Raw genomic sequence first — 12,300 nt, 5'->3', positions numbered from 1 at the left:
TGATGTTTGAACGGATTATCACGTTATTGCACGATTCATATAATAAAAAATAGAAACTTTCCTAAGGGCATGGAACATGACGCTTCGCCTGTTTTTCCATAGCGATGACCTCAAGGCGAACGTGGAAGTCCTCGACTGCACGCCCCACGAGAATGAATTTGCCGTCGTACTGCGCGCCACATTGTTCCATCCGCAGGGTGGCGGTCAGCCTTGCGATACCGGCTGGATTGGCGAGAGCCGAGTGCTGCGGGTGGTGCAGGAGCCAGATCGAATCGTGCATTTCGTCGACCGACCGGTAGCGATCGGCATGACCTGCATCCGCGTCGATGAAGATCGCCGCCGCTTCAACACCCGCATGCATTCGGCCGGGCATCTGATCGGCCATTTCGTTCAAGCCTTGGGCTGGACGCCGATCAAGGCGCACCACTGGCCAGACGAAGGCCGGGTGCAATTCAAACCCGGCGATGCTGCGCAGGAAGTCGAAGCGGAGACCGTTCAACACGGCATCGGCCAGTGGATCGAGCACGATCTGCCGCGCCTCACCTCGCTGCGCGAAGGCGCGCGGGAAATCGGTTTTGGTGACCTCCCGGCCTATGGCTGCGGCGGCACCCATGTACGCAGCCTGAAGGAACTGGGCACAGTCACGATCGCGTCCCTTTCGCAGAAGAAAGGCACGCTGTCCGTCCACTACAGCGTGGATTGAGCATTTCGGGCGCTGCGTTGCGCAGCGTCCGTCGCCGGAGGAACCGCACTCGCCGGTTCCGTTGACTATCGATAGATGGACCTAGACAACATGATGCTAGACGTCGAGCGTCTCGATGAGACGTGCATAAATAAACTGGCCAACGAAGAAGTCCTCGCCATCCGCGTCAAAGGCTTCTTGCCCACGCCGCTGGCGATCGAGATTGGCGACAAGATTCTTGCGCCGGGTTTTGAGGGCTACATCAACGCCCCGAGCATCGGGCGCATCGGCATGGCATTTTACGAGGCGGAAAACCAGCCACTGCTGATCGAAGATTACTTCGAGCGCGCCACCCGCAACATCGCCGAGTTGCGTCAGCGTTGCTCGCCCTACTCGTCGCCGGTCGACACCTTGCGCTGCATGCTCGATGAATCCTGGCCCGCCGGCGCCCATCTGGAAAACCTCTACGGGCGCAAGATGTATGTCGGCCTTTCCCGCGTGGTGAAACCCGGTGTGTGCTTTCTCGCCCACCACGACATCTTTGCCAAGGACGCCCCGGAAAGCTTTCAGGCGCGCAGCCTGGAGGCGCAGTTCGCCTGCAATGTCTACCTGAACATGCCCACCGCAGGCGGCGCATTGCAGATGTGGGACGACGACATTAGCCCGGACCAGTTCGACGAGATGCGCGGCGACAGTTACGGCATCGACCCGGCACTGCTCGGCGCACCGGCCCTTGAGGTGCGGCCTGAGCCCGGCGATTTCATCATGTTCAATTCGCGCTGCATGCACTCGGTGACCCCGGGCGTGGCGGATCCGCGCTTGAGCCTTTCCTTCTTTGTCGGCTATCGCGGCAATGCTTCACCCCTGACTTTCTGGAGCTGAGATGTATTCGAATTATCTGGGCGAATTTCTGGCCCTGGCCACCATCCATTTTCTTGCTGTGGTCGCTCCCGGACCGGACTTCGCGGTGACCATTCGGCAAAGCGTACGCTTCGGACGGTTGGTGGGGATTTGCACGGCGCTGGGCATTGGTGCAGGGATTTCCGTGCACGTGTTGTACACGCTGCTCGGCGTCGGGGCGCTGATGCACACCACACCGTGGTTGCTGACCGTGGCCAAGGTCGTAGGTGGCGCCTACATTCTGTACCTCGGCGTCAGCCTGATCCGCAGCAAACCGAAAACCGCCCTCGAAGGCGAAAAAACTGCAGAGGAACCGTTGGTTGAACAATCACTGTTCAAGGCGTTCAGTACCGGTTTCCTGACCAACGCCACCAATCCTAAGGCAACGCTGTTCTTTCTGGCGATCTTCACCACGATCATCAGCGCCACCACACCGCTGCAAGTCCAGGCCTTCTATGGCGTGTGGATGTGTTTCGTGAACGCGTTGTGGTTCGTCATCGTCGCGCTGTTTTTCTCCAGCAACAAAGTGCGTTTGCTGTTTATGCGCCTGGGCCACTGGTTCGAACGCAGCATGGGCGTGATTCTGATTCTGTTCGCCGGGCGCTTGGTGCTGTCGATGTAACCCACAAAAAAGTCCCGGCGTGCGCTTGCCGGGACTTTTTCATTTCTGCGCCTCTTTTGCGTTTCTGTGCGACAGATCAAGTTTCAAGACTCCCTCGTTAGTCGCCCACAGTGTTAGTTTGCAAAATGTTTCTGACGCAACCGACAGAAATATCTCTATCAATTGCCCGCAAGGAAAGCCTCCGTAATGGATTTCTCCCTCAAGCAACTGGCCGCCGCTACCCTGATGCTGGCCAGCCTCGCGTCCTTCACCACCGCCGCTCAAGCCAACATCACCCCCCAGCAGAGCGCGGTCATCCTGAAATCCTTCGACGACAAAAGCGTCACGGATTTTCGCGAGTTTCTGGGAAGTCTGGCCAAGAGCGACATCGCCAAAAGCGACAATCTCGGCCCGACCATCAGCACTTTTCTCGACAACAAGACGTTGAATGCTGAACAGCAGAACGAAATTCATCGCCTGCTGGGCATTTACACCCGAGTGAAGTACGGCAAAGCCGCATTGGAAACCCTGCGCGAACTGGTCGAGATCCCGACCTTCCAGAAAGAAGGCGTGGCGCAGCACGACAATCCTGAATTCATCAAGATCGCGGCCAAGATCAAAAGCCTTGCCGAGTCGTTCAACCTGAACTTCCGCAACGTCGATAACCGCGTCTACGAAATTTCCCTCGAAGGTCAGGGCGACGAAGTTGTCGGCATTCATGCTCACGCTGACGTTGTGCCCGTCACCCCGGAAAACTGGGTGCTCAAGGACGGCACCAAGCTTGATCCGTTCAAAGTCACCCTGATCGGCGATCGCATGTACGGTCGCGGCACCGAGGATGACAAGAACGGCATCGTCGTCGCCATGTACGCAATGAAAGTGATCAAGGAAGAGAAGCTGCCGCTGGCGCGCAACTTCAAATTGCTGGTCGACACCACCGAAGAAACCAGCGGTGACGCGATCCCTTATTACTTCGAACACAACCCGACACCGGCCTACAACATGGCGCTGGACGGTGGTTACCCGGTGGTGATTGCCGAGAAAGGCTACGGCACCGTGATGGCCAAATTTGCCAAACGCACCGCTGAAGGCAAAGGCGCAGAAATCACCTCAATGACCGGCGGCCTGGCGACCAACCAGATTCCATCGGCGTCCGTCGTGACGCTGGTGACCGACAAGCCTGCCGAACTCGCGGCCAGCCTGCAAAAGGCCGGCACTGCTTACGCCAAAGCCAATGGTGGCGACTTCCAGGTCGCGGCGAAGGTCGACGGCAGAGACGTCAAACTGACGGTGACCGGGGTTTCCGCGCACTCCTCAGAGCCGGAATCCGGGGTTAACCCGGTGGCGCGCATGCTGGTGTTCATCAACAGCCTTGATGGCAAGGTCGCGCTCAAGCACAACCAGTTCACCGACGCCGCTCGCTACGCCGCCGATAACTGGGGCCTGGATTACCTGGGCAAAAAACTCGGCGTGGGCTTCGCCGATGATTTCATGGGGCCACTGACCACTTCCCTGACCTACGTCGGCGAGGATGCCAATGCGTTCAAACTGGCGGTGAATCTGCGGGTGCCTAAGGGCAAATCCCCGGAAAAACTCAAGGCTGAGATCGCCGACAAACTGAGTGCCTGGACGAAGAAAACCAACGTCGCCGTGGCGTTCGATTACTCGGTCGCCGAACCGATGTATCGCAATCCGGAAGGTGAATGGGTCAAGGCGCTGCTGGCGGTGTCCACGGAAAACCTTGGCATGAAGCACGAGTTCGGCACTTCTGCCGGTGCAACCTCGGTGCATGAACTGCCAAACGGCGTGCAATTCGGCCTGGCGCGTCCGGAAGTGAAATACACCGGGCACACCGATGGCGAGTTCAAGACCGTTGACCAGTTCTTGCTGGATCTGCAGATCGTTACCGAAATGATGGGCCGCATCGGGCAACTGCCGAAGCTGTGATCCATCGTTCGAACCCGGTCGCAGTTGTTGGATCGGGTTCAGACGCCCACAAAAAAGGACCCGCGAAGGTCCTTTTTTGTGGGCGCGACAAATTGCGCACAAACAAAAACGCCGATCATCACTGATCGGCGTTTTTGTTGAATATGGAGCGGGAAACGAGACTCGAACTCGCGACCCCGACCTTGGCAAGGTCGTGCTCTACCAACTGAGCTATTCCCGCAATGGCGTCCCCTAGGGGACTCGAACCCCTGTTACCGCCGTGAAAGGGCGGTGTCCTAGGCCACTAGACGAAGGGGACACAGGCTACAACTTTCACTAATAAAAACGCCGCTCACTGAGCGGCGTTTTTAGAATTTGGAGCGGGAAACGAGACTCGAACTCGCGACCCCGACCTTGGCAAGGTCGTGCTCTACCAACTGAGCTATTCCCGCAAATGGCGTCCCCTAGGGGACTCGAACCCCTGTTACCGCCGTGAAAGGGCGGTGTCCTAGGCCACTAGACGAAGGGGACACGCTACCCGGAACACATGGTGTGTGTTTCGGTGTCCAGATCCGTGTCCGAAGACTTGGTTCTGGTTTCACTCAGCACCGCCCGAAAGCGCTGCTGTTTAAAATTGGAGCGGGAAACGAGACTCGAACTCGCGACCCCGACCTTGGCAAGGTCGTGCTCTACCAACTGAGCTATTCCCGCATTGGCGTCCCCTAGGGGACTCGAACCCCTGTTACCGCCGTGAAAGGGCGGTGTCCTAGGCCACTAGACGAAGGGGACACACTACAACATTCACTCCCTGCCGCGCTTCGCTGTGTGCTTTACGCTGCAAGTGGCGCGCATTCTATGGATGGATTGAGAGGTCGTCAACCCCCAGATATAAATTTATTTAAATCAATGACTTCGACCTGCTTTACGGGAGCAATCGGGCTTTTCCTTCGCCCAGTCCTTGACGCCTATATTCCGACACTCGCCAAGACGTTATAGTCCACTGCTCAGTGATGGCAATCTGCACATCAAGCGCCAGCATTCATATAAGCAGCACGCGGCCGATACAGATTGAACCCGCCGATCCAACTCGTCGAGCGGCGCTAGGCGCCCAAGTGCCCAGCCACTACACTCGCGTGCGAACCCTATAAAGAGGTCTTACCGGTGACACCACTCATGATCACCCTGCTCGTCGTAGCCGGGATCGCAATCCTGATCGCCATTGGCTACATGAACCATGTGGTGGAAGCCAACAAACTGGAGAAGGCCCGCACCAAAGTCGAACTCAACGATCGCCTGCGTCGTTGCGGCGAACTGACCGAAACCTTCCCCGGCCAGTTCATGACGCCTGCGCTCAAGCTGCTGCTGACCCGCCTGGAACTGAACGTCTGCCAGCGCCTGTTGAACCTCGAAAAAACCAGCGCCACCACCAAGGCACGCATCACCGAACTGAGCGCCATGGTCGCCCAAGGCGAATCGATCCCGGTCAACAACCCGCCGGCCCCGATCATCACCGAAGCCAAAGCCAAAGACGTGCGCTTCCTCCTGGAAGCCCTGCACGGCCAGATCACCCGCGCCGCCCACGACGGCTTCCTGCCACCGAACGAAGCCAAACACTGGATTCGCGAAGTGCGCCACATCCTGGTGCTGCTGCACATCGAGTTCTTCAACAACCTCGGCCAACAGTCCCTGCAACAAAACCAACCCGGCCAGGCCCGCCTCGCCTTCGAACGCGGCGTGCAATACCTGCGCAAACAGCCAGACCCGCAGATCTACTCCGAACAACTGCAATACCTGGAAAAACTACTGGCCCGCGCCAACGCCCAGGTCATGGACAAAATCGCCCCTGTCGAAGGCGAAGAAAACCAACTCACCGCCGGCCTCAAAGACGTCGAAGCGGATGCAGACTGGAAGAAAAAAGTGATCTACGACTGATCCTCGATGCAAGAAAGGAAGCCACCGCAGAGGTGGCTTTTTTGTGGCTGACCGATGGGGATCGGGTGAATGGAAGACCGCCATCGCCAGCAGAGCTGGCTCCCACAGTTTGATCGCATACGTCCTGCAAAAAATTGGTCGGCTGTCAGGCCGCCATCGACGGCAAGCCACACAGTTTTGATTTGCGAACACCCATGCGGCAAAGCCGCCCCACTCAAAACAATGAGCGCAAGCTCGAGTACCGCTTTTGATCTTAAGCCCGTCGGCAGGCTGAGTGGAGGGATTGATCCGGGGTGGGCGTTTGGCGAAGCCAAATGCATCGAGAGGAGGTGCAGCGAAGCACACCGTAGGCGATGCGCCCGGATCGATCCCGGAGCGAAGGAACCCCGAGCCCCAGCGAGTGGGCCGAACGTCAGGGCGCAGACCTTTGGTTACTTTGGGCTGGGCCGGCACTCCGGCGTTTGCCAAAGTGACTCGCCGTAAGGGCGAAACCGCCAGAAGCACCACCCGCAAAACCGGATATTCACCCAAAACCCCAAAAGCATGGCCGGCCCAAAGGCCGCCAAGTCCAAAGCGTCACAGCCGAAAATGCCCAACCATCCCACGCAACCCAACCCCCAACTGCGCCAGCTCAACACTCGAAGCCGCATTCCCGCGCATCGCCAACGAAGACTGATCCGCACTCGCACGAATACTCGTGACACTGCGATTGATCTCCTCCGCCACCGAACTCTGCTGCTCCGCTGCCGCCGCAATTTGCTGATTCATCTGCTGGATCAACGACACCGCCGCCGCAATACTCCCCAACGCACTCTCCGTCTGCAGCGCATCACTGACCGCCAGCTTGACCAACTCACCACTGCCCTGAATCTGCTGCACCGACGCATGCGCCGCCGCGCGCAATGCACTGACCAGCCGCTCGATCTCTTCGGTCGATTGCTGCGTACGCCGCGCCAACGCCCGCACCTCATCGGCCACCACCGCAAAGCCCCTGCCCTGCTCCCCGGCCCGCGCCGCCTCGATCGCCGCATTCAGCGCCAACAGATTGGTCTGCTCCGCCACGCTCTTGATCACGTCAAGCACGGTACCGATATTCTGAATTTGCGCACTGAGGCTCTCGATGCTCGAACTGGCCGACGTCGCCGAATCCGCCAATTGCTCGATCCGCGCCATGCTCTGACGCACCACCTGCTGACCACTTTCCACCTTGTCGTCTGCTGTCTGTGCGGCCAGCGCCGCTTCTTCGGCATTGCGCGCAACGTCATGCACGGTGGCCGTCATCTGGTTCATGGCAGTGGCGACCTGCTCGGTCTCCTCCTTCTGACTGCTGACCTCAAGATTGGTCTGCTCGGTCACCGCCGACAACGACTGCGCCGAGCTGGCCAGTTGCTCGATGCCCGCCTGCAAACCGCTGACGATCGTGCTGAGCCCCGCGCCCATCTGTTGCATCGCCAGCATCAGTTGGCCGATCTCGTCACGTCGGGTCACCTCGACGGTCGCACTCAAATCACCGGCAGCGATCTGCTGCGCCAGCTGAATCACGCTGCGCAGCGGCGAGACGATCAGGCGCGTGATAACCCACGCGGCAATCAACCCGACCAACAACGCCAGCGCTGAAGAACCAATGATCAGCAGCGAGTTTTTCTTCAGCTCAGTCTGCATGGCCGCGTCTTCGGCGACATAGGCCTGATCGACGCGCTCAACCACCTGATTCGCGCGCTGGTGCAATTGCGCATAGACGGTTTTTTCCTGGGCGAGCAAACCGGTGTACTCGGCCAGTTTGTCGTTGAACCCGGCGATGTGTCCGGACACTTCATTGAGCACCGTCAGGTAACCCTCATCCTTGACCGTGGACTTCAGCTCCTCGGCCTGCGTCTGCGCCTGCGCAGCCTGCTCGATATTGCCCTCGCCGGCGCTGTCGGCATCGCCCTTGCGGCTTTGATCCAGACGCACCCGCGCCTCGTTCATCGCCTGAAGCATCAGCCGCGACACCTGGCTGACCTGATTGGCCTGTTCGATGAACTGCGCACCGTCCTTGCCTTCGCTGTCTTTCAAGGTATACGCGCCGTCGTCGGCCAGCCCGGCCTGCAGCACATCAAGATTATTGGCCACACTGGAGACCGACCAACTGGCCATTTCCAGCGCAAGATCCTTGGCCTGAGTCAGCGAAACAAACTCATCGAAAGCTTTGCGGTACGCCCCCAGCGACAGCTGAACATCGTTCATCACCGAGACGTTGGCCGGCGACTGCGCTTTGAGCTGATCGGCCAGTGCAATCAAACCGTCGACACCTTCGCGCAGGGTATCGGCGGTTTTCGGGTTGGCGTGCAGGGCATAGTCCTGTTCCAGCAAGCGCACCTTGAGCAAGCCGCTATTGAGCGAAGACATCTGTTTGAGGCCATCAAAGCGTTGACTGATGGTTTGCAGGGACCAGACACCAATGGCGGCAACCAGCGCCGTCAGCAGCAGGACGAGCACGAACCCGATACCCAGTTTTTTCGCCATACCGAGGTTGGCAAAACGTCCTTGCACGGCCGAAATCATTGCGCGTAGCCCTCTGCCATAGTCTGTAGACGAAGATTCGCAACGGCCATCCAACTGCACAAGTCTCTGGCGTCGGAATAATGGCAAAAAGCTACGCCCCCGTCGTTTTCAGAACGCTTGAGGTCGATCCGCGCGAGTGTTGCGAAAAAACTGCCGGGCCCGTGGATCGCAGGCATGCGCGACATTGATGCGCTGCCACTCGGTGATCTCGCCGCTGGGGCTGAACGCACTCGCCACCGGCAACTCCACGCCACTGCGCTGTGCAGTTCTGTGCAATCGGGCGGGGTCGGTCAATGGCGGTCGCGCCCAGATGAACAAGCCACCGACCGGTTTGCCGAACACTTCCCAATCGGCGTCTTCCAGCGCTTGCAGGGCAGCGGCACGATCGGTGTTCAAACGCTGGCGCTGACGTTGCACCAGCTTGCGGTAGGCACCGCTGGCCAGGAGGCTGGCCAACACCGCTTCGGCGAAACGGCAAACGCCGAGGCTGGTGACCATTTTGACCTGCGCCAGGCGTGCAATCAGCGCGTCATCCGCCAGCACAAAGCCGATCCGCAGCGAACTGCTGAGGGTTTTCGAGAAACTGCCGACGTAGATCACCTGCGCATCCAGTGCAGCGAGGCGCATGCCGTTGCCGTGATGCATGTCCGCATAGACATCGTCTTCAACCAGCCGCACGCCATGGGTTGCACACAGCTGCAAGATCCGTTGTGCAACGGGCTGCGTCAAACAGCTGCCCGTCGGGTTGTGGTGATGGCTGTTGATGAACATGACGACCGGGCGGAATTTTTTCAGCAACGTCTCCAGCATGGCAGTGTCCGGACCGCTGGGGGTGCGGCGCACCTCCAGCAAGTGGACGCCGTGCAGCCGCAACAGATCGAACAGCGGCGCATAGCCCGGACTTTCCACCACCACATAATCACCGGCCTTGAGCAGCGTCCTGACCAGCAGATCCAGCGCATGGCTGGCGCCGCTGGTGGTCAGCACCTGTTTCTCGCAAGCCTCGATACCGACCAGCCCGAGACGTTTGACAATTTGCTCGCGCAACACCGGCAATCCCAACGGCGAGCTATAGCTGAACAGGCTGGCCATGTCGGCTCGCGCGACCTGGCGAATCGCGTAATTGAGGTCATCGGACTCCCGCCAGTTTTCGGGCAGGCCGCCATCACCGAGTTTCAGCCAGGCGCCAAAGCCACGGACACTGTGAGTGCCTTCGCTGCCCGGACGATGCGACTTGCCTGGCGCCAACGAAGGCGATGCCGCGACCATGAATCCTGCACCGTGGCGCGAGGCCAGAACACCTTGGGCGACGAGCCGTTCGCATGCCTCTGCCACGCATGATTGGCTGAGCAGATTGCAGCGCGCGATCTGCCGTACCGAGGGCAGACGAGTATTCGGTGCGACCGCGTCGCGGGTGATCCAGTCAATGACCCCGTCAACAATCTGCTGCACGACAGGCACCATTGCCTGTCGGTCAATTCTCAATTCCATGAGCAAGCAAACTCCTGTCCGTTTTGCTGGCGGCAGTAAATCACAGCCGCGCTCGACAGGCTGTGCGACAACACCGTCAAAAGTGCTTGCTCTAACTATTTGATACACATTGTTTAGCGCCGATTCACCGAACTAAACGACAGACATAGAAAAACCCGCACGAAGGCGGGTTTTTCATATAGCCGTTTTTTCAGAACGCGGTCACGCCACCGTCCACCGCCAGCGAATGGCCCGTGGTGAACGCAGCACCGTCGCTGCACAGGTACAGCACGGCACTGGCGATTTCCTCGACCTTGCCGATCCGCCCGACCGGGTGCATGGCGTTGGCGAACTCGCCCTTCTTCGGGTCAGCCTCATAGGCGCGGCGGAACATGTCGGTGTCGATCACTGCCGGGCACACGGCGTTGACGCGGATTTTCTTCTTCGCGTATTCGATGGCCGCCGATTTGGTCAGGCCGATCACCGCGTGTTTTGACGCCGCATAAATGCTCATCTTCGGCGCCGCGCCCAACCCGGCTACCGACGCCGTGTTGACGATCGCCCCGCCGCCCTGGGCCAGCAGCAGCGGCAGCTGATACTTCATGCACAGCCACACACCTTTGACGTTGACGCCGATGATTGCGTCGAACTCATCCATTGAGCCTTCCGCCAGTTTGCCTTTCTCGATTTCGATACCCGCATTGTTGAAGGCATAGTCGAGACGGCCGTAGGTATTGATCACCTCGTCCATCAGATTTTTTACTTCGCTTTCGATGGTCACGTTACAACGCACGAAGGTTGCTTCGCCGCCGGCTGTACGAATCAGCGCTACGGTGCCCTCGCCCCCTGCGGTGTCGAGGTCGGCCACCACCACCTTCAAGCCCTCGGCGGCGAACGCCTGGGCCGTCGCACGGCCGATGCCATTGGCCGCTCCCGTGACGACGGCGACCTGACCGGAAAACGTCATGCTCATTGTTATGTCCTCGAACGCAAAGATGCTGGGGGTGTGGCATTGCAGCATAGCCACTGGGGTTGGCCCGGCGTCAGCACTATCAGAAGGCTGTTTATCCGCCCATGCGTGGCAGTGATAAAACCCTGGCGTGTACTATCACCGCTTTGGATCGACCTGCATTCGCCACGCCCGCTCACCTTGCGACATGCCGACTGAAGGTCTATCAACAACACTTCATTTCGTTCGAGTGCCTGTCATGACCAACCAGACCAATCGCCAGTTCCTGCTCGCCAAACGCCCGGTGGGCGCCGCCACCCGCGAGACCTTCACCTATCAGGAAGTGCCAGTCGGCGAGCCGGCAGATGGACAGATTCTGGTCAAGAACGAATACCTGTCCCTCGACCCGGCCATGCGCGGCTGGATGAACGAGGGCAAGTCCTACATCCCGCCGGTCGGCATCGGCGAAGTCATGCGCGCACTTGGCGTGGGAAAAGTCATCGCCTCGAACAATCCGGGCTTTGCCGTCGGCGACTACGTCAACGGCGCCATTGGCGTGCAGGATTATTTCCTCGGCGAGCCACGAGGTTTCTATAAAGTCGATCCGAAACTGGCACCGCTGCCGGTGTACTTGTCCGCACTGGGCATGACCGGCATGACCGCGTATTTCGCCCTGCTCGATGTCGGCGCACCGAAGGCTGGCGACACCGTGGTGTTGTCCGGTGCAGCCGGTGCGGTGGGCAGCATTGCCGGGCAGATCGCCAAGATCAAAGGCTGCCGCGTGGTCGGCATTGCCGGTGGCGCCGACAAGTGCAAATTCCTGATTGATGAATTGGGCTTCGACGGCGCCATCGATTACAAGTCAGAAGATGTCGTCGCCGGTCTTAAACGCGAATGCCCGAAAGGCGTCGACGTGTATTTCGATAACGTCGGCGGCGACATTCTCGACGCGGTGTTGAGCCGTTTGAACATGAAAGCCCGAGTGGTCATCTGCGGCGCCATCAGCCAGTACAACAACAAAGAAGCGGTCAAAGGCCCGGCCAACTACCTGGCGCTGCTGGTCAACCGTGCGCGGATGGAGGGCTTCGTGGTGATGGATTACGCGGCGCAGTACGCCAGCGCGGCGCAGGAAATGGCCGGGTGGATGGCCAAGGGGCAGCTCAAGAGCAAGGAAGACATCGTCGAAGGTCTGGAGACCTTTCCGGAGACGCTGATGAAACTGTTCAGCGGTGAGAATTTTGGCAAGTTGGTGCTGAAGGTTTAAGCCCCCCCAAAAACCAATGTGGGAGCGAGCCT

The 12,300-nt window shown here is 59.1% G+C and carries 9 protein-coding genes, 6 tRNA genes and 1 pseudogene; 6 read left to right on the top strand and 10 right to left on the bottom strand.

Annotated elements, in window-relative coordinates:
- Positions 1 to 76 precede the first annotated feature (76 nt).
- The 4 genes from ACQ4OE_RS11755 (at position 77) to ACQ4OE_RS11740 (ending at position 4,130) form a co-directional block, all read left to right on the top strand.
- Positions 77 to 703, top strand: a complete 627-nt coding sequence (locus ACQ4OE_RS11755) for an alanyl-tRNA editing protein (RefSeq protein WP_430946724.1) — start codon at positions 77 to 79, stop codon at positions 701 to 703.
- A 90-nt stretch (positions 704 to 793) separates the two neighbouring features.
- Positions 794 to 1,564, top strand: a complete 771-nt coding sequence (locus ACQ4OE_RS11750; protein WP_430946723.1) for a 2OG-Fe(II) oxygenase — start codon at positions 794 to 796, stop codon at positions 1,562 to 1,564.
- A gap of 1 nt (position 1,565) precedes the next feature.
- Positions 1,566 to 2,204 (top strand): LysE family translocator, encoded by a 639-nt coding sequence (locus ACQ4OE_RS11745; protein WP_430946722.1) that lies wholly within the window; start codon positions 1,566 to 1,568, stop codon positions 2,202 to 2,204.
- 186 nt (positions 2,205 to 2,390) lie between these two features.
- The gene (locus ACQ4OE_RS11740) at positions 2,391 to 4,130 is read left to right on the top strand and encodes a dipeptidase (RefSeq protein WP_430946721.1); all 1,740 of its coding nucleotides are present in this window, start codon (positions 2,391 to 2,393) and stop codon (positions 4,128 to 4,130) included.
- Positions 4,131 to 4,274: 144 nt separating this feature from the next.
- On the opposite strand, the gene ACQ4OE_RS11735 is transcribed toward ACQ4OE_RS11740, so the two are convergent.
- The 6 genes from ACQ4OE_RS11735 to ACQ4OE_RS11710 form a co-directional block, all read right to left on the bottom strand.
- A tRNA-Gly gene (locus ACQ4OE_RS11735) sits at positions 4,275 to 4,350 on the bottom strand.
- Positions 4,351 to 4,352: 2 nt separating this feature from the next.
- Positions 4,353 to 4,428, bottom strand: a tRNA-Glu gene (locus ACQ4OE_RS11730).
- 57 nt (positions 4,429 to 4,485) lie between these two features.
- Positions 4,486 to 4,561 (bottom strand) — tRNA-Gly (locus ACQ4OE_RS11725).
- Positions 4,562 to 4,564: 3 nt separating this feature from the next.
- A tRNA-Glu gene (locus ACQ4OE_RS11720) sits at positions 4,565 to 4,640 on the bottom strand.
- A 104-nt stretch (positions 4,641 to 4,744) separates the two neighbouring features.
- Positions 4,745 to 4,820, bottom strand: a tRNA-Gly gene (locus ACQ4OE_RS11715).
- 2 nt (positions 4,821 to 4,822) lie between these two features.
- A tRNA-Glu gene (locus tag ACQ4OE_RS11710) sits at positions 4,823 to 4,898 on the bottom strand.
- Positions 4,899 to 5,282: 384 nt separating this feature from the next.
- On the opposite strand from ACQ4OE_RS11710, the gene ACQ4OE_RS11705 reads away from it, so the two are divergent.
- Positions 5,283 to 6,041, top strand: a complete 759-nt coding sequence (locus tag ACQ4OE_RS11705) for a hypothetical protein (protein ID WP_205933022.1) — start codon at positions 5,283 to 5,285, stop codon at positions 6,039 to 6,041.
- A gap of 576 nt (positions 6,042 to 6,617) precedes the next feature.
- Here ACQ4OE_RS11705 and ACQ4OE_RS11700 read toward each other — a convergent pair.
- From ACQ4OE_RS11700 to ACQ4OE_RS11685, 4 genes and pseudogenes are all read right to left on the bottom strand, one after another.
- Positions 6,618 to 7,481, bottom strand: a complete 864-nt coding sequence (locus ACQ4OE_RS11700) for a methyl-accepting chemotaxis protein (protein ID WP_430946823.1) — start codon at positions 7,479 to 7,481, stop codon at positions 6,618 to 6,620.
- Positions 7,479 to 7,703, bottom strand: a pseudogene (locus ACQ4OE_RS11695) (HAMP domain-containing protein); the annotation flags it as partial. The gene ACQ4OE_RS11700 and the pseudogene ACQ4OE_RS11695, both read right to left, overlap by 3 nt.
- 990 nt (positions 7,704 to 8,693) lie before the next feature.
- Positions 8,694 to 10,076, bottom strand: coding sequence for a PLP-dependent aminotransferase family protein (locus ACQ4OE_RS11690; RefSeq protein WP_430946720.1), 1,383 nt, complete (start codon positions 10,074 to 10,076; stop codon positions 8,694 to 8,696).
- Positions 10,077 to 10,266: 190 nt separating this feature from the next.
- Entirely contained in the window at positions 10,267 to 11,028 is a 762-nt protein-coding gene (locus tag ACQ4OE_RS11685; RefSeq protein WP_122592226.1) for an SDR family oxidoreductase, read from the bottom strand.
- A 235-nt stretch (positions 11,029 to 11,263) separates the two neighbouring features.
- On the opposite strand from ACQ4OE_RS11685, the gene ACQ4OE_RS11680 reads away from it, so the two are divergent.
- Complete coding sequence (locus ACQ4OE_RS11680) at positions 11,264 to 12,268, top strand: MDR family NADP-dependent oxidoreductase (protein ID WP_122592227.1); 1,005 nt, start codon at positions 11,264 to 11,266, stop codon at positions 12,266 to 12,268.
- Positions 12,269 to 12,300: the final 32 nt, after the last annotated feature.

The organism is Pseudomonas sp. WC2, from assembly GCF_050586545.1.
Classification (GTDB): Bacteria; Pseudomonadota; Gammaproteobacteria; order Pseudomonadales; family Pseudomonadaceae; genus Aquipseudomonas.
Note: the sequence above shows the minus strand (reverse complement) of the source record. Positions and strands in the feature narration are given on the sequence as shown.

Excerpts from the sequence above, each read along its gene's own strand:
- ACQ4OE_RS11755 (WP_430946724.1), top strand. The coding sequence starts at position 77 with ATGACGCTTCGCCTGTTTTTCCATAGCGATGACCTCAAGGCGAACGTG.
- ACQ4OE_RS11750 (WP_430946723.1), top strand. The coding sequence starts at position 794 with ATGATGCTAGACGTCGAGCGTCTCGATGAGACGTGCATAAATAAACTG.
- ACQ4OE_RS11745 (WP_430946722.1), top strand. The coding sequence starts at position 1,566 with ATGTATTCGAATTATCTGGGCGAATTTCTGGCCCTGGCCACCATCCAT.
- ACQ4OE_RS11740 (WP_430946721.1), top strand. The coding sequence starts at position 2,391 with ATGGATTTCTCCCTCAAGCAACTGGCCGCCGCTACCCTGATGCTGGCC.
- ACQ4OE_RS11705 (WP_205933022.1), top strand. The coding sequence starts at position 5,283 with ATGATCACCCTGCTCGTCGTAGCCGGGATCGCAATCCTGATCGCCATT.
- ACQ4OE_RS11700 (WP_430946823.1), bottom strand. The coding sequence starts at position 7,481 with ATGGGCGCGGGGCTCAGCACGATCGTCAGCGGTTTGCAGGCGGGCATC.
- ACQ4OE_RS11690 (WP_430946720.1), bottom strand. The coding sequence starts at position 10,076 with ATGGAATTGAGAATTGACCGACAGGCAATGGTGCCTGTCGTGCAGCAG.
- ACQ4OE_RS11685 (WP_122592226.1), bottom strand. The coding sequence starts at position 11,028 with ATGAGCATGACGTTTTCCGGTCAGGTCGCCGTCGTCACGGGAGCGGCC.
- ACQ4OE_RS11680 (WP_122592227.1), top strand. The coding sequence starts at position 11,264 with ATGACCAACCAGACCAATCGCCAGTTCCTGCTCGCCAAACGCCCGGTG.